The organism is Streptomyces smyrnaeus, from assembly GCF_017676345.1.
Taxonomy (GTDB): domain Bacteria; phylum Actinomycetota; class Actinomycetes; order Streptomycetales; family Streptomycetaceae; genus Streptomyces; species Streptomyces smyrnaeus.
The window spans coordinates 342,105-362,008 of record NZ_JAFFZM010000005.1 but is presented as its reverse complement, the minus strand read 5'-3'; the positions used below and the strand labels follow the sequence as shown (position 1 = coordinate 362,008).

The 19,904-nt window shown below is 73.0% G+C and carries 17 protein-coding genes; 9 read left to right on the top strand and 8 right to left on the bottom strand.

The genetic code is table 11. From position 1 onward, the window contains the following. The first annotated feature begins 40 nt into the window (after positions 1-40). Positions 41-979 carry an MBL fold metallo-hydrolase gene (locus JW613_RS11360; protein WP_209210657.1) on the top strand — a complete coding sequence of 313 codons (939 nt, stop codon included), beginning with the start codon at positions 41-43 and terminating at the stop codon, positions 977-979. Between the two features lie 7 nt (positions 980-986). Here the strand turns inward: JW613_RS11360 and JW613_RS11355 are convergent, their stop codons facing one another. Together JW613_RS11355 and JW613_RS11350 are read right to left on the bottom strand one after the other, a co-directional pair. Then, on the bottom strand, positions 987-1,349 hold the full coding sequence (locus tag JW613_RS11355; protein ID WP_209210656.1) for a MerR family transcriptional regulator: 363 nt from the start codon (positions 1,347-1,349) through the stop codon (positions 987-989). Positions 1,350-1,435: 86 nt separating this feature from the next. Continuing rightward, positions 1,436-2,218, bottom strand: coding sequence for an SDR family NAD(P)-dependent oxidoreductase (locus JW613_RS11350; protein WP_209210655.1), 783 nt, complete (start codon positions 2,216-2,218; stop codon positions 1,436-1,438). 271 nt (positions 2,219-2,489) lie between these two features. Between JW613_RS11350 and JW613_RS11345 the strand changes: the two genes are divergently transcribed. Next, a complete protein-coding gene (locus tag JW613_RS11345) occupies positions 2,490-4,004 on the top strand; it encodes a sugar transferase (protein WP_209210654.1) in 1,515 nt (504 codons plus the stop codon). A gap of 122 nt (positions 4,005-4,126) precedes the next feature. Here JW613_RS11345 and JW613_RS11340 read toward each other — a convergent pair whose 3' ends face one another. Continuing rightward, entirely contained in the window at positions 4,127-5,125 is a 999-nt protein-coding gene (locus JW613_RS11340; RefSeq protein ID WP_209210653.1) for a GDP-L-fucose synthase family protein, read from the bottom strand. A 128-nt stretch (positions 5,126-5,253) separates the two neighbouring features. On the opposite strand from JW613_RS11340, the gene gmd reads away from it, so the two are divergent. The 4 genes from gmd to JW613_RS11320 all read left to right on the top strand — a co-directional run bounded on the left by gmd (position 5,254) and on the right by JW613_RS11320 (position 9,944). Then, on the top strand, positions 5,254-6,270 hold the full coding sequence (gene gmd / locus JW613_RS11335; protein ID WP_099880288.1) for a GDP-mannose 4,6-dehydratase: 1,017 nt from the start codon (positions 5,254-5,256) through the stop codon (positions 6,268-6,270). A 168-nt stretch (positions 6,271-6,438) separates the two neighbouring features. Beyond that, positions 6,439-8,523, top strand: coding sequence for a CBM96 family carbohydrate-binding protein (locus JW613_RS11330; protein ID WP_209210652.1), 2,085 nt, complete (start codon positions 6,439-6,441; stop codon positions 8,521-8,523). Beyond that, positions 8,520-9,011, top strand: a complete 492-nt coding sequence (locus JW613_RS11325) for a DUF732 domain-containing protein (RefSeq protein ID WP_209210651.1) — start codon at positions 8,520-8,522, stop codon at positions 9,009-9,011. The genes JW613_RS11330 and JW613_RS11325 overlap by 4 nt, the downstream gene beginning before the upstream one ends. Before the next feature lie 84 nt (positions 9,012-9,095). Then, positions 9,096-9,944, top strand: coding sequence for a glycosyltransferase family 2 protein (locus JW613_RS11320; protein ID WP_209210650.1), 849 nt, complete (start codon positions 9,096-9,098; stop codon positions 9,942-9,944). Here the strand turns inward: JW613_RS11320 and JW613_RS11315 are convergent. Next, the gene (locus JW613_RS11315; protein ID WP_209210649.1) at positions 9,901-11,097 is read right to left on the bottom strand and encodes a glycosyltransferase; all 1,197 of its coding nucleotides are present in this window, start codon (positions 11,095-11,097) and stop codon (positions 9,901-9,903) included. The genes JW613_RS11320 and JW613_RS11315 overlap by 44 nt on opposite strands. 87 nt (positions 11,098-11,184) lie before the next feature. On the opposite strand from JW613_RS11315, the gene JW613_RS11310 reads away from it, so the two are divergent. Further along, positions 11,185-12,720, top strand: coding sequence for an O-antigen polymerase (locus JW613_RS11310; RefSeq protein ID WP_209210648.1), 1,536 nt, complete (start codon positions 11,185-11,187; stop codon positions 12,718-12,720). A gap of 113 nt (positions 12,721-12,833) precedes the next feature. Here JW613_RS11310 and JW613_RS11305 read toward each other — a convergent pair whose 3' ends face one another. The 3 genes from JW613_RS11305 to JW613_RS11295 all read right to left on the bottom strand — a co-directional run bounded on the left by JW613_RS11305 (position 12,834) and on the right by JW613_RS11295 (position 17,394). Beyond that, positions 12,834-14,018, bottom strand: coding sequence for an MATE family efflux transporter (locus JW613_RS11305; protein WP_307865866.1), 1,185 nt, complete (start codon positions 14,016-14,018; stop codon positions 12,834-12,836). Between the two features lie 245 nt (positions 14,019-14,263). Continuing rightward, positions 14,264-15,991 carry a lipopolysaccharide biosynthesis protein gene (locus JW613_RS36340; RefSeq protein WP_209210647.1) on the bottom strand — a complete coding sequence of 576 codons (1,728 nt, stop codon included), beginning with the start codon at positions 15,989-15,991 and terminating at the stop codon, positions 14,264-14,266. Beyond that, positions 15,988-17,394, bottom strand: a complete 1,407-nt coding sequence (locus JW613_RS11295) for a glycosyltransferase family 4 protein (protein ID WP_209210646.1) — start codon at positions 17,392-17,394, stop codon at positions 15,988-15,990. Before JW613_RS11295 ends, JW613_RS36340 begins: the two co-directional genes overlap by 4 nt. Positions 17,395-17,554: 160 nt before the next feature. On the opposite strand from JW613_RS11295, the gene JW613_RS11290 reads away from it, so the two are divergent. Beyond that, complete coding sequence (locus tag JW613_RS11290; RefSeq protein ID WP_209210645.1) at positions 17,555-18,031, top strand: FAD synthase family protein; 477 nt, start codon at positions 17,555-17,557, stop codon at positions 18,029-18,031. Here the strand turns inward: JW613_RS11290 and JW613_RS11285 are convergent. After that, positions 17,991-18,740: a CDP-alcohol phosphatidyltransferase family protein gene (locus JW613_RS11285; RefSeq protein WP_209210644.1), complete on the bottom strand. Its 750-nt coding sequence runs from the start codon at positions 18,738-18,740 to the stop codon at positions 17,991-17,993. The two genes, JW613_RS11290 and JW613_RS11285, sit on opposite strands and share 41 nt — an antisense overlap. Before the next feature lie 130 nt (positions 18,741-18,870). Here JW613_RS11285 and JW613_RS11280 point away from each other — a divergent pair, with 130 nt between their 5' ends. Beyond that, positions 18,871-19,866 carry an SCO2278 family lipoprotein gene (locus tag JW613_RS11280; RefSeq protein WP_245225328.1) on the top strand — a complete coding sequence of 332 codons (996 nt, stop codon included), beginning with the start codon at positions 18,871-18,873 and terminating at the stop codon, positions 19,864-19,866. The last annotated feature ends 38 nt before the right edge of the window (positions 19,867-19,904 follow it).

Below are 19,904 nucleotides of genomic sequence, written 5' to 3'. Positions count from 1 at the left end.
CCTTTTGCGTTAGCTGCACGGTAGAAGCTACGGTGGCTTAATGCAAACCGTTAGCTTTAATTCCGAGAGCACCGGGCTCGCGGCCCCCTCCTGGACCGTGGGAGACCTCAGGATCCACCGGGTGGACGAGGTGCCGCTGCCGCCCCCGACCGGGCGCTGGCTGCTGCCCGACGCCACCGCCCAGGTCGTCGCCCGGCACGAGTGGCTGCGGCCCGACTTCGCCGACCCGTCCGGTGTGCTGCGGCTGGCCAGCCACAGCTTCGCCTTCTCGATCGACGGGCTGCGGGTCCTCGTCGACACCGGCATCGGCAACGGCAAGACCCGGGCGAACCCCGCCTGGCACGATCTGCGCACCGACTACCTCCAGCGCCTCACCGACGCCGGATTCCCCCCGGACTCCATCGACCTGGTGATCCTGACCCATCTGCACACCGACCACGTCGGCTGGAACACCCGCAAGGCGGCCGGCGCCTGGGTGCCCACCTTCCCGAACGCGCGCTATCTCACCTCGCGCACCGAGCGGGAGTTCTGGGCCGGATACGCCATGGACGAGGCGCGGGCGCAGATGTTCCGCGACTCCGTGCAGCCGGTCGAGGACGCCGGTCTGCTCGACCTCGTCCACCTCCCGGACGAGGGCCATGAGGTCGTCCCGGGTCTGCGGCTGCTCCCCACCCCCGGACACACCCCCGGCCACCTCGCCGTCCAGCTCACCGACCAGGGCGCCACAGCCCTGATCACCGGCGACTGCATCCACCACCCGGTCCAGTTTCCGGAGCCGGGCATCGGCAGCTGCGTGGACATCGACCCGGCACGGTCCGAGGCCACCCGGCGCTCGCTGCTCGCCTCGCTCGCCGGCACCGGCACCCTCGTCCTGGGCACGCACTTCCCGCCGCCCACCGCGGGCCACGTCGCCGGAACCCCCGCCGACGGCTACCGGCTGACGCCCATCCCCGGAAGCGGGCCGACCGCGAGGGACTGACCCGGACTCAGACCGCCACCCCCGCCGCCGCCCCGCGCAGGGCCTCGCGAAGGCGGTCGCGGGCCGCGACCTGGGCGGCGATCCGCGCCTCCAGAACGGCGAGCCGCTGCTCGGCGACGCGCAGGCCCTCCGGGGAGGGCGGGGCGGCGGCCAGGTCACCGTCCAGGCAAGGGGCGAAGAAGCCGACATCCTCCAAGGTCAGCCCGGCGTCGAGGAGGTAGCGGATGTTGCCGACGCGCACCTCGGCAGCGGCGTCGTAGACGCGGTAGCCGTTGGGTGCGCGCTCGGAGGTGAGCAGCCCGGCCTGCTCGTAGTGGCGCAGCGCCCGCGCCGTCGTCCCCGTACGCCGTGCCAGCTCCCCGATCCGCATACCGCCACCACCTCTCGCAGGAAGTGGTATCACGGCTCCCCGAGGGAGTGGTGTCCCGGCCGGCCGCACGGCCGGGACGGCCCGGGTCACGCCAGCACCGCGCCGCCGTCCACCGGCAGCACGACGCCGGTGACGAACGACGCCTCGGGCGCGGCCAGACCCACCACGGCCCAGGCCACTTCCTCCGGCCGGCCGACGCGGCCCAGCGGGGTGTGGGCGATCTGCCACTCCCGGATCGCCTCGCGCTGTTCGGGACCGAGGCCGCGGTGCTCGCCGATCGGGGTGTCGATGGCGCCCGGCGCCACCGCTGCCACCCGGACGCCGTGCGGCGCCAGCTCCACCGCCCAGCTGCGGGTGAGCAGTTCGAGCGCCGTCTTGCTCGCGGCGTACAGCGAGTTGCCCGGCCAGGCGCGCTGCCCGATGGAGGTGCTGACGTTGACGACCACGCCGCCCGCCGGGGCCGCCTTCAGCGCGGCGAGCGCGGCCTGGGTCAGCAGTACCGGCGCGGTGAGGTTGGTGGTCAGCTGCGCCTCGATGCTCGCGCGGGTGTAGTCGCCCAGGCTGTCGCCGCCGACGATCCCCGCGTTGTTGACGAGGACATCGAGCCGTCCGGTCGACTCCAGCGCGGCAACCACGATGCGCTCGGGCGCGTCCTCATCGGTGACATCGGCGGCGAACGGGGTGATGGCGCCGGGGCCGGGCTCGGCGGCGGTCTCCTGGAGCGGTGCCGTACGGCGGCCGACGGCGAAGACGTGTGCTCCCTGCGCGGCGAAGGCACGCGCCGTGGCGCGCCCGATACCGGTTCCGGCACCGGTGACGACGACGGTACGGGGCTGCGGCGAGGCGGTGCTCTCGGTGGTCTCGTTCATGGCCGCATCCTCGAACCCTGCCGCCTGCGTCAAGGTCAAGCCCGCAGTCGAGGAGCACCGTCCTCGGGTGGGGATTCCGTGCGGGGAATCGCCCGGAATCTACGCGCACTGCCTGACAACCCCCACCACACTCTCCGCACTTCTCATGGGGAAGTGAACACATGGACACGCAGAGTGCTCATATGTCCTAAGGTCTGGGAAGTCGGCGCATCCCGACAAATGGGGGCGGGGTTCGGTGCGCTGCGGAGGTTCCGCGTACCTGGGGGGGTTCATGCGGCGCGACTTCGCTTTCGTGTCCGAGACGGGGAGACCGGCCGAGCCGGTGGCGGGGAGAAGGAAGAGCGGCCAGGAGCCGGTGCGGCCCGGTGCGCACCGCAGCCAGGACAAGTCCGGCTGGTACCGGCCCGTTTCGCTGGCCGTCGACGCGCTCGGCATCGCCCTTCCGGTGGCGTCGGTCTTCCACCAGGCCGGACAGCCGCACACCGCCGCGGCCACCGCGACGGCCACGCTCGCCTGGTTGGCCGTGCGGGCCGCGCACCGGCGCTACGGACGGCGCTGGCTCGGCGAGACCCGCGGGGTGCTGACCACCCTGCGGGACTGGCTGACGCTGCTCGGGCTGCTCGCCGTCCTCCGCGTGCTGACGGGCGAGAACTCGCCTCCCGCCGTCGCGCTGCTCGCGCTGTTGCCCGCACCGGCGCTCACCACGGTCTGCCGGTCGCTGACGCATCGCCATCTGACCAACCAGCGCCGCGAAGCGCACGCCGTGCGGCGGGCGCTGGTCGTGGGCGAGGGCGGCGCAGTGGACCGGGTGGTGGAGCAACTGGCCAGCCGTACGGACCACCCGTACGTCGTCATCGGCGCGGTACCGGTCGGACCGACGCCCAACCGCAGCGGCGTCCCCGAGACCGGAGGGCTGGAGGCCGACCCGGAGGGGCCGGACGGCGGTGGCACGGACGGGGCGGCCGTGGTCTCGGCGGCGCGGCTGCACGGCGCCGAGACCGTACTGGTGGCTTGCGGCTCACTGTTGAGCGGTGCGCGGCTGCGCGCGCTGACCTGGGCGGTGCAGGACGCGGGGCTGCCGCTGGTGGTCGCCTCCGGGCTGGCCGACGTGGCGCTGCGCAGGGTGCGCCCGTCCACGGCCGCCGGGCTGCATCTGCTGCATGTGGACCCACCGGTGCGGCGCGGCCCGCAGGTCGTCCTCAAGGCGGCGCTCGACCGGATCGGCGCCGCACTGGGACTGGTGCTGCTCGCCCCGGTGTTCGGGATCGTCGCAGCGGCGATACGGCTCGACTCGGTGGGACCGGCGCTCTACCGGCAGACCCGGATCGGCCACCGCGGTGCGCCCTTCACCATGTGGAAGTTCCGCTCCATGGCGGTGGACGCGGAGCGGTTGCGGCCCCAGCTCGCCGCCGCGAACGAGGTGGACGGACCGCTGTTCAAGATGCGGGCCGACCCCCGGGTCACCCGGGTGGGGCGGGTGCTGCGCCGCACCTCCCTCGACGAGCTGCCGCAGCTGTGGAACGTGCTGCGCGGCGAGATGTCCCTGGTCGGTCCACGGCCCCCGCTGCCGGAAGAGGTGGCCGCCTACGGGCCGACGGCGCTACGAAGGCTGCTGGTCAAGCCGGGACTGACCGGACCGTGGCAGGTCAGCGGACGCTCCGACCTGTCCTGGGACGAGAGCCTGGCGCTGGATCTGCGGTACGCGGACAACTGGTCGCTGACCGGGGACCTGGATCTGCTGGCCCGCACGGTGCGGGCCGTGGTCGACGGACGGGGGGCGTACTGATGGGTGCGGTAGGTGCGGGGTGCCGCTTGTTGCCGGGGAGGGGCTGCCCCGTTGGGCGCATCGCGGGCTGCGGGTGTGCGGGGGCCGAGCGCGCAGTTCCCCGCGCCCCTTCGGGGCGCCCCTTACGACGACGTCAGCCACCACTCGTACGTCGCACGTATCCCTTCGCGGAGCGGAATCTGCGGGCGGAAGCCCAGCTTCGACAGCCGCGAGACGTCCAGCAGCTTGCGCGGGGTGCCGTCCGGGCGGCTGGTGTCCCACCCGATGTCACCGTCGAAGCCGACCACGTCCCGCACCGTCTCGGCGAGCGCGGCAATCGTCAGGTCCTCGCCGCAGCCCACGTTGACCGGCGTCGCCTCGTCGTAGCGGCGCAGCAGCAGCAGGCAGGCCCGCGCCAGATCGTCGACGTGCAGGAACTCGCGGCGCGGTGTACCGCTGCCCCACAGCACCACCCGCGGGGCCCGGTCCCGCCGTGCTTCGTGGAAGCGGCGGACGAGCGCGGGCAGGACGTGCGAGGTCTCCAGGTCGAAGTTGTCGCCGGGGCCGTAGAGATTGGTGGGCATGGCCGAGATGTAGGAGGCGCCGTACTGCTCGCGGTAGGCGCGGATCTGGGTGAGGCCCGCGATCTTCGCCAGCGCATAGGGCTCGTTCGTCGGCTCCAGGGCGCCGGTGAGCAGGGCCTCTTCGGTGATCGGCTGCGGGGCGTGCTTGGGGTAGATGCAGGACGAGCCCAGGAACAGCAGCCGCGGTACGCCCGCCGCGTGCGCGCCCGCCACGACGCTGAGCTGGATGCGGAGATTGTCCTCCAGGAACGGCACGGGCTGCGTCTTGTTGGCCATGATGCCGCCGACCTTGGCCGCCGCCAGCACCACCGCGTCCGGCCGCAGCTCGCCCAGCCGGCGCCGGGTGCGGTCCGCGTCGCGCAGGTCGAGCGCCGTGCGGTCGCAGGTCAGCACCTCGTACCCCTCCGCGGCCAGCCGGCGGGCCACGGCCGAGCCGACCAGCCCGCGGTGGCCCGCGACGAACACCCGCGCTCCGGGCGGCAGCAGAGAGCCGCCGTGCGGGGACTCGGCTGCGGCGTCGTCCGGGGCGGGCTCGGCGGAGTGCGGTCTCGGCGTCATGCTGCCGGATTCTGCCAGCAGCCGCCCCCGTTCGGGGAGATAGCCGACAAAGAGAACGTAACGAACAGTCCGCGCGGTTCCGTCGCGGCCCACCCCTCCACCCTCGATCTGACTCAGGACGGCGGCACATGCCCAAGAGCGCACTGATCACCGGCATCACGGGCCAGGACGGGTCGTATCTGACCGAACTCCTGCTCGGCAAGGGCTACACGGTGCACGGCCTGGTCCGCCGCTCCTCGTCCTTCAACACCGGCCGTCTCGACCACCTGTACCAGGACCCGCACGACGAGGGCCGCTGTCTGGTCCTGCACCACGCCGACCTCGCCGACGGCGTCGCCCTGGTCAACCTGCTCCGCGATCTGCGCCCCGACGAGGTCTACAACCTCGGCGCCCAGTCCCATGTGCGGGTCTCCTTCGACTCCCCCCTCTACACCGGAGACGTCACCGGCATGGGCACGGTGCGGCTGCTGGAGGCGATCCGGGCCAGCGGGATCGACACCCGCATCTACCAGGCGTCGTCCTCGGAGATGTTCGGCGCGGCCCCACCACCGCAGCACGAGGCGACACCGTTCCACCCGCGCAGCCCCTACGGCTGCGCCAAGGTGTTCAGCTACTGGTCCACCGTCAACTACCGCGAGGCCTACGGCCTGTTCGCGGTGAACGGCATCCTGTTCAACCACGAGTCGCCACGGCGCGGCGAGACCTTTGTGACCCGCAAGATCACCCGCGCCGTCGCCCGGATCCGGGCCGGGCTGCAACGACATCTGTACCTGGGCAATCTGGACGCGGTACGCGACTGGGGCTATGCGCCCGAGTACGTCGAGGCGATGTGGCTGATGCTGCAGGCCGACGAGCCCGACGACTACGTCGTCGCCACCGGGGTCCCCACGACGGTGCGGGAGTTCCTGCGGGAGGCCTTCCGGGCCGGTGGTCTGGACTGGCAGGACCATGTGCGGTTCGACCCCGTCTACCAGCGGCCCGCCGAGGTCGACGCGCTGATCGGCGACGCGACCAAGGCGGAGGCCCGGCTGGGCTGGAAACCGCGGGTGATGTGGGGGGAGTTGGCCCGGATCATGGTGGAGGCCGACATCTCCGCGCTGGAAGCGGAGCTCTCGGGCGCGGCGGTCCGCATTGATCACGGCTGACGGCCCGCACGGCTGCGCCCCTCAGGGGCGCGGGGAACTGCTCCCCCAAGCTCTTCGAGCAGGGGGTGCCCCCACAGCCACGACACTCCCGCAGCCCGCGATGCAGCAGGCAGGGGCAGCCCCTCACCGGAAAAACACAGATGCAGCACCGACAATGAGGGACAGCACATGAAACGCACCCATCGCCGCAAGGCGACAATCGCGGCAGTGGTCCTGGCCCTGACCGCAACCGCCCTCGTCGGCCCAGCCCTCACACAAGGCGGCGTCCCGAGGGCGCAAGCCCTCACCGCTCCGGTGGCGATGACGGCGGACGACTTACCGACCTGGCAGACGAACGGCGTCGTATGGGCCATGGCCCAGTCCGACGGTGTCGTCTTCGCGGGCGGCACCTTCTCGGCCATCCGCCCACCGGGCGCCGAGCCGGGCACCGGCGAGCGGCAGGCGGTCAACTTCGCCGCGTTCGACGCCGCGACCGGCGCCCCCACCGACTGCCGGCTCAACTTCACGGTGGGCAGCGGTACGGCCACCGTGCGGGCGCTGACGGTCTCGCCGGACGGCGGGACGCTCTACGCGGGCGGCAACTTCGCCGCCGTGAACGGCACCTACGTCAGCAGGGTCGCCGCGATCGACATCGCGACGTGCCAGGTGAAGCCCGGCTTCAACGTGTCGGTGTCCTCGACCGTGCACGCGCTCGCCGCCACCGACGACACGGTGTACCTGGGCGGCGACTTCACCTCGGTGGAAGACCAGAGCCGCAGCAAGTTCGCGGCGCTGACCACCGGCGGCGAGCTGCGCTCCTGGAGGGCCGACGCGGATCTGACCGGACGCGCCGTGGAGGTCACCCCGGACAAGAAGAGCGTCGTACTCGGCGGTGACTTCGCCCGCGTGCGGGGCACGGACTCGCACGCGCTGGCCGTGGTCGACGCGGCCTCCGGCGCGCTCAAGCGCGCCTACGGCCGCACCTTCGTACCGCGCAACTCCGTGGTCAAGGGCCTCCATGTGGACGAGACCGGTATCTACACCGCCAACGAGGGCACCGGCGGCGGCGTGTTCGACGGGCGGATCGCGCTGGACCTGGACGACTTCGACCAGCGCTGGCGGGACACCTGCCTGGGCGCGACCCAGGATGTGACCGTCTACAAGGGCGTGCTCTACAGCAGCTCGCACGCGCACAACTGCTCCAGCATGGGCCAGTTCGGAGAGCTGTACGAGCGCCAGCACCTGCTGGCCGAGTCCGTGGACGACCCCACCCCACTGCTGTCGTGGTTCCCCGACACCGACGACGGACCGGCGAACGTGGAGCAGGTGGGACCGCGCGCCATGGTGGTCTCCTCCCGCGGCGGCACCGACTACATGTGGGTGGGCGGTACGTTCTCCCGGATCGCCTCCAACGGCAACAAACCCCAGCAGGGCCTGGTGCGCTTCGCCAACGGTCCCGACACCCGGGACCCGACCGTCCCCGACGGGGTGAGCGCGGCCAACGTCACCGCGGGCGTCCGGGTGACCTGGCCGGCCAGCACCGACCTGGACGACCGTACGCTCACCTACCGCGTCTACCGCAACGGCGGCTCCGAGCCGGTGGGCACCGTGCGGGCCAACTCCACGTTCTGGGACCGGCCCACCGTCAGCTTCACCGACACCACCGTCAAGCCCGGCACGGACTACACCTACCGGATCACCGCGAGCGACGCGGACGACACCAACACCAGTGCCCGCTCGGAAGGGGCCACGGTGCGTACGCCGGGGACACCGACGGAGACGACGGTGGAGCGGGAGGCGACCGCCGACGCGTATGTGAACGGTTCCTCGACCGGCTCCACCTACGGCACCCACCAGCAGCTGGCCGTGCGCGGCTCGTCGCCGTACGAGAGCTATCTGCGGTTCAACGTACCCTCGCCGCCCAGCGGCATGGTGCTGGACAGTGCCCGGCTCACCGTCACCACCAGCAACGACAGCTATGCGGCGACTGCGGACGCGATCAGCGTCCGGCCGGTCACCGGTTCATGGTCGGAGTCCTCGGTGACCTACGCCGACCGGCCCTCCCTGGGCTCGTCGACGCTGGGCACGCTGAGCGGCGCACCGGAGCGCAACACCGCCTACGACATCCCGCTCAGCAAGAGCGCGGTCGGTGACGCGGCGGGCAGCAGCTTCGACGTGGCGCTCACCAGCACCGGCAGCGACAGCCTGTGGCTGCTGGCGCGCGAGTCCGGGGGCACCGGCCCCAAGCTCACCCTCACCTTCAGGAAGCCGTGAGCGCCCACAAGGCCGCAGCAACCGCGGTGGCCGCCCTCGTGGCGGCCACCCTGGTGCTGACGGCCGGCTGCGGCGCGGACGGGGGCAAGCAGCACCGGGCGCAGGAGAGCGGGGAGAGCGGGCAGCCCGGCGCGAGCGCTCCCCCGTCACCGGGCGAGGAGCCACCGCCGCCCAAGGACGGCCGGGAGCGGCGCCCCGAGGAGCGGGCCACCCCGAAGCTGCCCCGCGACCAACTCACCCCCGCCACCGGTTCGTTCACCAAGAAGGAGAAGAAGTACCTGGTCGGCCGGGTGCCCGAGGGCCTGGAGCCGGCCGCCGTGCTGGAGGCGGGCCGCACCGCCTGCGCACGGCTGCGCACAACGGCCGGGGTGAGCCGCAAGGACGCGATCAGCGCCCTGCGGGCCGGCGAGATCGACAACGCCGTCCCGGCGATCACCCATCTGTGCCCGACGTTCAAGCCACTGCTCAAGGCGGCGGGCAAGAAGTGAGACCGAAGTCGTGACGCCTGAGGAGATGGCGCTGCGAAGGCGTGCGGCCCAGGACGTGACCCCCGAAACCGGAAGAGGCCCCTCGTGGAGAAGCTGCCCGTCGTCGTCGCGATACCGACCAAGAACGAGGCGGAGAACATCGCCACGACCGTGCGGTCGGTGATCGACCACTTCGCACACGTCGTCGTGGTCGACTCGGACAGCACGGACGACACCCGCGCACTCGCCGAGGCCGAGGGCGCCGAGGTGCTGCCCTACACCTGGGACGGCGGGTACCCGAAGAAGAAGCAGTGGTGCCTGGAGCATGTGCACCCCGAGGTCGACTGGGTCTTCTTCCTCGACGGGGACGAGACGCCCAGCCCGCAACTGCTGGCCGAGATGCGGCATCTCTTCGACCCGCCGCCCGGCCACACGCTGCGCCCCGCCGCCTTCGACATCCCGCTCGGCTACTGGTTCGCGGGGCGCAGGCTCCGGCACGGGTACACCATCGTCAAGCGGGTGCTGCTGGATCGCACCCGCTGCCGCTTCCCCGAACCCGACGACCTGGCCGCTCCCGGCATGGGCGAGCAGGAGGGCCACTACCAGCCGCTGGCCGACCCGGTGGTGCGGCTCCGCTCCCCCATCGAACATCAGGATCTGGACCCGGTACGCACCTGGTTCGAGCGGCACAACCGCTACTCGGACTGGGAGGCGTGGCTGGAGCGGCACCCGGCCGTACGGGAACAGATCCGGCAGGCCAAGACCCGGCAGGGCCGCCTCTTCCACCGGGCACCGCTCAAACCGCTGGTCTCCTTCGCCTACGCCTACGGCTGGCGGAGGGGCTTCCTCGACGGCCGCGCCGGGCTCGACTACGCGCTGGCGATGAGCTTCTACCGCTGGCAGATCGGGCTCAAGGCGCGCGAGGCGGCGTCGGGCGAGAGGGGCCGGCACTGACCCGCCCGCACACCGCCCCGTATATCTCCCGCAGCGTGTCCACCACCGCGTCCAGCGTGAAGCTTTCCCTGGCCAGCCGCCAAGCCGCCCGGGAGGCGGCGGCGCCCGCCCCCGGGTCCAGCAGCTCCAGCACCGCGCGGCCGATCCGGGCCCCGTTGCGCGGATCGTCCGGGGCGCTGTCCACCAGCCGCCCGGCCCCCGCGGCGGCCACGTCGGGTGCCAGTCCGCTGGTACGGGTGACGACGACGGGCAGCCCCACCGAGAGTGCCTCCAGCACGGAGACGGAGAAGGCGTCCTTGATGGACGGCAGCACATACACATCGGCGGCGCGCAGCCGGGCGATGACGCCCGTGCGGTCGAGCGCGCCGATGTACTCCAGCGCGTGCCCGACGCCCAGCGAACGGGCCAGCGCCAGCATGTCGTCGGCCAGCGCGCCGGTGTCGGGTCCGGCCAGCACGAACCGCGCGTCGGGGTGCTTGTCCAGCACCGTCGGTATCGCCCCCACGAAGTCCTGCGGGCGCTTGCCCTCCTGCACCCGCGCGCAGTACAGAACGGTCGGCGGGCGGCCGGCACCTCCCGGTTCCCGCATGGGCTGCGGTGCGACACCGTTCACCAGCCGGTACGCCGGGCCCATCGGGTCCGGCGCCACCACCGCCTCGGTCAGCTCCCGCTCCTGCGGGGTGAGATGGAGCACGGCGTCGGCCTCCTTCAGCACCCGGCGCAGGCCCAGCACGTCCACGGCCTGCGCCACCCGATTCCGGGTGGGGTCGATCATGCCGTGCGTCTGCAGCACCAGGGGGCGTCCCAGCCGCGCGGCCAGCATCGCGACGGGAAGGGTGATCAGATCGCGCATCAGATGGACGTGGACGACGTCCGCCGAACGCAGCATGCGGGGCGCCGCGGCGAGCAGCGCGGGCGAGGTGATGCCGCTGACCTCGAAGCGCGGCAGCACGTGCCGGGCCTGGAAGAGCCGGGCCGGGACCCCGTCCACGCTGCGGGGCAGCCGCCCCGCCGGGAAGTTGTCGCCCAGGGCCACCAGGGCGGCCTGCTCGCCCTTGGCCCGCAGCCCCCGGCACAGATTGAGCGCGACCCTGGTGGGCCCGCCGAAGTCGTGGGTGGGCGTGTGCAGCGTGACGATGTGCAGCACCTTCAATGGGGCCCCCTCGGTGGATACTCCGGGAGACATTAACCGTTTTATCGTCCCCTGCCCCGCCCTTTCCCGACTTTCGCGGGGCCGGATATGAGCACCGGTACCCGCACACCGGCACCGCGTCAGCACGAGGGCGCCTGGGCGCCGCCCCGGGCCGTGCTCTCCCGTGCGCTGGCCGTCCCGCTGGTGGCGGCCCTGGTCGCCGTGCTCCCGGCCGCGGTCGCGACCCAGCCGGGTCCTGGCCCGCACGACGCCGCCTACTGGCTCCAGTTGGCGACGTGCGCGTACTCCGGCACCCGCCTGGCGGCCATGGTGCTGACCGGGCACCGCCGCCTCATCCAGGGCGCCTTCTGGCTGTTCTGCTACATCGCGATGGGTATCGCACCCCTGGCGCAGACGGTGCTGGACAGCACACCGACCCCGGTGGTGGGGCCGCGTGCGGACACCGTACTGGCCTCGGCGCTGGTCCTGGCGGGGATCGTCGCCTTCGACGTGGGGGCGCTGCTGGCCCGCCACCGGCCGCCGCTGCGCAGCCGGATGTACGAGCGCCACCGCCCACCGGCGGTCGTGCACCGGCGGCGGCTGTATCTGCTGTGCGTACTGGCGCTGGCGGGCAGCGGGCTGCTGACGGCCGAACTCGGCGGGCCGGCGGTCTTCTTCAGCAACCGGCAGGAGATCAGCGAGTCCCTCGCAGGAGGAGCGGGCGCCCGGGCCACCTCACAGGCGGGCTCCGCGTTCCTGCGCGGGTTCGGCACCGTACCGGCGCTGCTGGCGCTGCTGTTCCTCACCCGCTGGCTGGTGGTCTCCCGGGCCGCGCGGCGCCGGCCGCTGGTGCCGGTGCTGTGGCTGGCGATGCTGGCGCTCAACGCCGTCGTCAACAACCCGGTCTCCAACCCCCGCTACTGGTTCTTGACGGTGCTGTTCTCGCTGCTGTTCACCGCGTTCCCGCGCAGCCCGGTGATGTACCGGGCCGCACTGGCCACCGGTGTGGCGGTGGCGCTGGTGATCTTCCCGTTCGCCGACCGGTTCCGCTACGAGGAAGGCACCGACCGGCCCCGGCAGACGACCGGGTCGGTACTGGAACCGCTGACGATGAAGGACTACGACCAGACGGGCATGCTCGCCAACACCGTCACCTTCGTCCGCTCCGGCGAGGGCCACAGCTATGGGCGCCAACTGTCGGGCACGGCGCTGTTCTTCGTGCCCCGCTCGGTGTGGGCCGGCAAGCCGCACGACCCGGGGACCCGGGTCGGCGAGTGGATGGGCATGCCCTACCCGAACCTGTCCTCCCCGCTGTGGGCGGAGCTGTGGCTGGACTTCGGCCCGCTGGGCATGGTGTCGGGCTTCGCCGCCGTCGGCTACGGTGCCGCGCGCGCGGACCGGCGCTATGCGCGGCGCACCGCCCAGGAGGCCGCCGCCGCCCAAGGGCCGGGGCGCGGGCCGCGGGAGCGGGCGGGGCCGGGCAGTGTGGCGGCGGTGGCGGTGCCGCTGGTGGCCGGTTACAGCTTCATCCTGCTGCGCGGCTCACTGCTGCAGGGCATGGGACGGGTGGCGATCGCGGTGCTGTGCGTCGCGTTCGTCACGACATTTCGGCAAAGCCGGGAGGGCCGCAGCTCGGGGCGTTAGGGGGTGCGCCCCGTCAGGGGCGCGGGCCGTGTCGATGTGCGGCTCCGCCGCGTGGGCGCGAGCGACCACAACGAAGCCGCAGCCTGCCGACGACGGACAGGGGCAGCCCCCCATCAGCCCCCGGGGAGGGGCCGCAGGAGCCGGGCGGCACGCGCCCAGGTGGCCGCGGCCTTCATGGCTGAGCCCAGACACAGCCCCCACGCCGCGCCGAGCACACCACCCAGCGCGTAACCGCCCAACAGGCACCCCACAGAGGCGAGGGAGAAGACCAGCTGGATCGGCAGCGTCGTGCGCGGGCGCAGCACCCGCAGGGCCAGCAGCCCGCAGGTGCCCAGTGCCATCGCCGCGTACTGGCTGCCGGTGGCGGGCAGCAGCCGCGCTGCCGACGCCCAGGTGTCGCCGAGCAGCGCGCGGCCCGCGCTGTCGGGCAGCAGCAGCAGAACGGTCGTCCAGGCCGCGGCCAGCCCGGCGAGCACTCCCCCGGCGGCGCCCGCCGCACGCGCCGCGCGGCGGGCTCCCGCGGTGCGGTTGAGAAGCGGCGGCCCGAATCCGGTGGCGGCGTTGAACAGCACGTTCATCGGCCCGTAGAGGGTGGTGGCGCCACGCAGCGCGCCCACCGCCAGCGGATCGGCGAGCAGTCCGAGCCCGATGACGGCCAGTTGGCTGCCCGCGTTGCCGACACCGAACTCGACGGCGAACCTGCGGCCGAGGTGGTCCCGACGCAGATAGCGGCCCGGGTCCTGGCCCGCGCCCCGGGTGTGCCGCCGCAGCAGCAACAGCGCCACCGCGAGAGCGGGCAGTGCGGACAGCCCCCACACCAGGAGCAGCCTGGGTGCGCCGGCGCCGTGCGGCTGGGCGGCGAGCGCGGGCACCACGCAGACCAGCCGCAGCACATCCGCCGCGAGGGCGCAGTGGGGGCGGTGGAGCGTGGCGAAGGCGTAGCGGGTGGTCTCCTGTGTCAACGCGAGCGGCAGCACCAGCGCGAGGGCCGCCGGCGCGGCGGCCGCCCCACCGCCGACCGCCCACAGCACCACTGCTGCGGGCGCGCCCAGCGCAGTGGAGGCCGCCGCGGTGAACCCGACCGCCGAACGGCAGGACCGCGCCACGGTGGTGTGCCCCGCCGGTTCGCCCTTCTCCAGGACGAGGGCCTGGCCCACATAGGCGACGGTCAGGCCGAGGAGGACGGTGAAGACCGTGTAGACGAGGGAGAACGTGGCGAAGGCGTGCACGTCCGACTGGCGGGCGGCGACGACGAGCACGGCGATGTTCGTCGCCGCTGCCACTCCTTGGTCGGCCACGGAACACAGGAGGGCTGATAAGGGGGTGCCCCTTTCCGCGGTTCGCAGACCGCGGGTGTTCTGTGGCTGGTGGGGGCACCTCCCGGCCGGAGGCTGGGGGAGCGGTTCCCCGCGCCCCTGACGCGGCGCACCTCCGCTGCGCTTGGGAGGTCTGCGCCTGGGGGTACCCCCTGCTCGAAGAGCTTGGGGGAGCAGGGCCGGCAAGCGCAGCCCCCTACGCCGGGCACGCCGAACGAGGCGGCCCCTCACCGGACGGTGACGCGCAGGGCGGTGCCCTCCCGCGTGGGGGACCCGCGATCGGGTGGGGCCGGAGGTCCCGACAAGGCTCCCCGGCGCCGGGGCTCGGCCCCGGCGCCCTCCGCGTGGAGAAGCGCACCCAGCACACAACCCCCCGCACCGACGACCAACTCCCGCACCCTGGCCAGGTCGTCCCTGCGCACCTCGCGCGGGTCGCAGACGATCAGCACGCAGTCGACCCGGTCGATGAGCGCGATGGCGTCGGCGTACGACAGCACGGCGGGCGCGAGCACGATGAGCACCGAGTTCCGCTCGTCGGCGTGCCCGATCAGCTGGGTGACGGCGGACGAGGTCAGTGCGCGCGGCACCTTGCTGACGCGGTGGCCGGGCACCAGGTCGAAGACGCCGGACTCGCCCGCGTCGATGGGGACGCGGGGTCCGGTGGGCCAGCCGATGGTGCCGTGGCCGGGGGCGCGGGCCCACCCGGCGGCCCCCGGCCGGGAGACACCCCCCGGCTGGACGCCGTCGGCCTGCCGGAGCCGCTCGGTCAGGGAGGGGGTGCGCAGATCCGCCTCCAGCAGCAGCACCTCCTTGCCCATCTCGGCGAAGGAGGCCGACAGGTTGACGGAGGCGGCCAGTGCGGTGTCGATGCTGCCGCGCGGCGGGACGACCAGGACGCGGCGGCGGCGCGCGAACGTCTCGTCATAGGCGAGCCGGAAGGCCACCGAGCGGTACTCCTCGGCGAGCCGGCCGTCGGCGAGCAGCGAGCGGGAGCGGCCCCGGCGGGCGGCACGCTTCTGCTTGCCGGGGCTGTGGCCGCCGCCGCGCCGTCGGCGCGGCAGGGTGCCGAGTACGGGCGCGTGCAGGGCGCGTACGACATCGCCGGGCGTCCGCACGGCCGGGTCGAAGACGAGCCGTACCCAGGCGGCGAGCAGGCCGAGGCCGATGCCGACGGCCGCGCCGAGGCCGACCATCAGCGGCAGCCCCGGCCCGGCGGGCGCGCCGGGCGGAGTGGCCTCGGTGACGACGCGGCCCGGGGTGGTGTCCTCGGCACGCAGGTCGCTGATGCTGCCGTTGATCTCGGCGATGCGGTTGACCACGGAGGAGTGCGCGGACAGCGTGCCGTCGAGTGCGCCTTCCTTGCCGGAGGAGGCGATCTCCTCGGCGAGCCGGTCGCGTTCCTTGAGGAGCGGGGCGCGCTGCTTCTCGTAGGACTCCACCATGCTCGCGACGCGGGTGGTGGCGTCCTTCTCGCGGTTGTCGAGGTAGGCGGTGGCGAAGGCGTTGGCGGTGCGGGCCGCGGCCTTGGGACTGTGCGCGGTGTAGGCGAAGCGCAGCATGCGGGTCTCGGGCGGGTTGGTGACCTGCAGATCCGCCGCGAGCCGCTGGGGTCCGGTGTCGGTGTGCAGCTTCCGTGCGGCGCGCTCGGCGACGACGCTGCTGAGCGCGGTCCGCCGCTCCGAGCCCATGCTGGTCTCGCCGGGGGCCGTCTTCTCACCGCTGCTGTCGATGGGCAGCGGCCGGACGGAGATCTCGGTGGTGGCGGTGTAGGAGTCGGCACCGCGTATGCCGAGCCAGCCGCCGCCGAGCAGTCCCAAGGCGACGCCGAGCACGATCAGCCAGCGGTAGCGCAGGAGTTGCCGGAACTGGTCGCGGAGCAGATCGGGTTCGTCGTAGGGCTGTGCGGCGCCCGGGTCCCGCTCGCCACCGGCGGCGGGCGCGCCGTGACCGCTCATGCCGGACCGCCCTGCTGCCGGGCCGCCCCCGGGGCCGCGCCCGGCAGCGCACCACGCCGGTGCCGTGTCCGGGACACGAGCGGGTGGTGGTCGGGGGCGGGGGGCAGGGTGAGGGCTTCCTCCAGCAGCGCCGTCAGCCTGGTCAGTGCCGCCTCCCGGCCGAGGTGGCCGGTGGCGTAGGCGCGGCCCGCCGCACCGAGCGCGGCGGCCCGGGCCGGGTCGGCGGCGAGGGAGCGCAGGGCGGTGGCGAGCGCCTCGGGGTCCTCGGGCGGCACCAGGACCCCGGCCGCGGAGCGGCGCACCTCCCCGGCGGTGCCGCCGTCGGCGGCGACGGAGGCGATGACGGGGCGGCCCGCGGCGAAGTAGGAGGTGAGCTTGGAGGGGACGCTCATGTCGAGCACGGAGGCGCGCTGGGTGACGGCCAGCACATCGGCGGCGGCCAGTACGTCGGGGAAGTCGGTCTCGGCTGCGGGCGGCAGCAGCTCGACACCGGACAGCGGCGCCGCCAGCCGGGCGAGGTGCCGACGCTGGTTGCCGTCGCCCATCAGGACGATACGTAACCGCTCCCGGCCCTGTTCGCCCTTGAGCAGCCGAGCGGTCTCGATCAGCACCTCCAGGCCCTGCTTGAGGCCCATGTTGCCGGCGTGGAGCACCACCGTCTCGTCCCGCCGCCAGCCGAGCCGGGCGCGGGTCTCCTCCCGTGGCCGCGCGGCCTGGGCCGTGTGCGTCCAGTTGGGGACGGTCCGGATGCGCGAGGCAGGCACGCCCAGGGCGGCGACGCGGTCGATGAAGCTGTCGTGGATGACGCCGACGAGGGTGGCCGACGCCAGGACGCGGCGCTCGGCGAGACCGGCGAGCGCCGCGGCCCGGCCGCCGCCGCGGATGCCGCTCTGGGCCGCCGCCGCCCCCATCAGGTCCTGTACGACGGGTATGAACGGCACTTCGGCGGCGCGGGCCAGCCGGGCGCCCAGCAGTCCGCCCGCGAGGCTGGGCAGTTGGGCGACGACGGCGTCGGGCCGCCCGCCCAGGCGGGGCGGCGCCAGCAGGCCGTGGGCGAGGATGGACGCCTCGTACAGCGCCCGGCGTGCGGCCGTCTGCCGGGGCGGGACGGTGTGTCTGCGGCGGTGCACCCGCACTCCGGCACGCAGTTCGGTCGCCCGCCACACACCCCGGTAGGCCCGGTCCGTACGCCAGGCCGGGTAGTGCGGCATACCGGCCAGGACGTGCACGTCCCAGCCGGGCTGTGTCGCCCAGTGCTCGGCGAGCTGCGCGGCATAGGGCCCTATGCCCGCCTGCTCTGGTGCGTAGTTGGTCGATACGAGCACCACCCGGCGTCCGGGCCCCCCGTCACGCAGCGGTCCGGGCCCGGTGCCCCTTCCGCGCGCGGCGTCGCTGTTCGCCATACATCCCCCCACAGGATTCCCCGGGGCAGCGTAGCGCCGATCGTGCACGCTTTCGCCAACCTGTCCCTGTTTCCTGCGGGTTGTGGTTGCATGCAGCGATGTACGGCGGTCGGGGAGGGCCGGTGTACAGCCAACGTCATGCGTCCAGGGGGGACCTCACATGACCCACACCGTCGGCTACGCGCCCGGCGCCTACGACCTGTTCCACGTCGGCCATCTGAACCTGCTACGGCACGCCCGTTCCCGCTGCGACTACCTGGTCGCCGGCGTCGTCTCGGACGAGATGGCCGAGCGTGCCAAGGGCCGCCCGCCCGTGATCCCGCTCATCGAACGGCTGCAGATCGTCCGCAGCATCCGGTTCGTGGACGCGGCGTTCGTGGAGACGGTGCCGGACAAGCTGGAGACCTGGCAGCAGGTGAGGTTCGATGTGCTGTTCAAGGGGGACGACTGGCGCGGTACGCCGAAGGGCGAAAGGCTGGAGGCCGATTTCCGCACCGTCGGCGTAGAGGTCGTCTACTTCCCGTACACCATGCATACCTCCAGCACTCAGCTGCGGCGTGCACTCGACGCGCTCGACGCGGCCCCCTCGGAGTCGGTCACCCCGGAGGTGGGGCGGACAGCTCCCGGAACCATTTGACCGCGAACGCCGCGAGGAAGAGCGCGTAGCAGGCGAACAGGACGGCGTACCCGGCGCGGAACGCCCCCGGGGCGCCCAGCAGCAGGAAGACGGCGCAGAAGACGCCGTGGTCCACCGGCAGCAGTGCCACGGCCCGCAGCGGCGAGGGGGGCCGGGCAGCCGCTCCCCCGTCGGACCGCCGGGGGCGGAGCTTGTCGGTGAGCAGCCCGCCGAAGAAGAGCAGCACCGCCACCAGTTGGAAGCCCAGCGGGACCAGCAGCCACCCCTGGCCGGGCAGGTCGGCGAAGCGGTGGAAGGAGATCAGCACGGCCGAGTGCAGCCCGACGATCTTGGCGCAGTCCACGACGTGGTCCAGCCACTCCCCCGCCGGGCTGCCGCCGCCGCGCAGCCGCGCCAGCTGCCCGTCGGCCGAGTCCAGCGCGAAGCCGACGACGAGCGCGGCGTAGACGCACACCCCGAGCGTCCACGACGGCCGCACCAGCGCCACGGCCGCGACCCCCGAGAAGCTGCACGCCGCGCTCAGCAGCGTCACCCGGTTCGGGGTGAGTCCGGCGCGGTGGGCCGCCGCGGCCAGAACGCGGCCCAACGGCCGGTTGACGAAGCGCGAGTAGAGCGAGACGCCCTTGGCCGTCTTCTGTGCCGCCCGTAACCGGCGCAGTGCCGCACCGAACGCCGCGGATTCCGTGTCGCCTTCGGCAGTCCGGGTCATGCGCCCCCCTGATCGTCCCGCTCGATCACCCTGCCGCGCATACTGTGCCAGGCAGTACGCGGCGCGCCAGACCGCGCAGGATAAGGTGCGTTCGCCGACAGCACCGGGAGGGTGGGAACAGGTGAAGGGGTTGAGGGCTGGCAAGCCCCCGCGCATACCGTTGGCAGCGGTCGTGACGGCCGGGGCGCTGCTCGCCTCGCTCACGGGCTGCGTGACCGTGCACGGTGAGAGCGCCGTGGTCCCCGCGTTGAGCAAGGCGGAAGCGGCGAAGGTCCTCAAGACGTTCGTCAAGACGAACAACAAGGCCAACACCGCCTACGACGCGAAGCTCAACGCCACCATTGAGTCGGGTGCGCTGGGCGCCATCGACCAGGCCGGGCTCAAGTCCCGCAAGAAGGTCGACCCCAAGGGCAACCCCGACTACCGGCCGCTGGAGCTGACCGACACCCGCTATCTGATCCCCGAACAGGCGGGCTGGCCCAAGTTCTTCGTCACCGACTCGCGCAGCAACCGCAAGGGGCAGGGCCGGTGGCTGTTCGTCTTCCAGCGCGACCGGGCCGACGGACCGTGGAAGGCGTCGTACCTCTCGGTCGTCGACCCCGACCGCATCCCCCGGTTCGCCCGTGACGAGCACGGCCATGTGAAGGCCGTGCCGGTGGGTGGCGCCTCCGGCCTGAGCGTGCCGCCGGACGAGCTGAGCAAGCGCTACACCCGCTATCTCCAGGAGGGCGCCGGCGACGACTTCGCCGCCGGGCCGCACACCACCAAGCTGCGCGAGCAGCGCGAGAAGGCGATGAAGCGCACGAATGTGCGCAACGAGTTCGCCGACCAGCCGGCACGGCCGCCGCAGTACGCGCCGTTCGGGCTGCGGACCAAGGACGGCGGGGCGCTGGTGTTCTTCACCTCGCACCACCACCACAAGCAGACGCTGCCGCGGGGCTACCAGCCGAAGATCAAGGATCCGCTGGTGAAGGCGCTGATGTCGGGCACGCCGAAGCAGTCGGTGACCTTCGTACGGGTCTCGGAGCAGGCGGTCACCGTGCCGAGCAAGCGCGCGGGGAAGTCCGAGGGGAAGGTCACCTTCCTGAGCCGTATCGAGGGCCTGACGGCCGCGCGGGGCAGCTGACGTCCGCGTCGCCGCGCGCCCCCTCGCCGCGTGCCCCC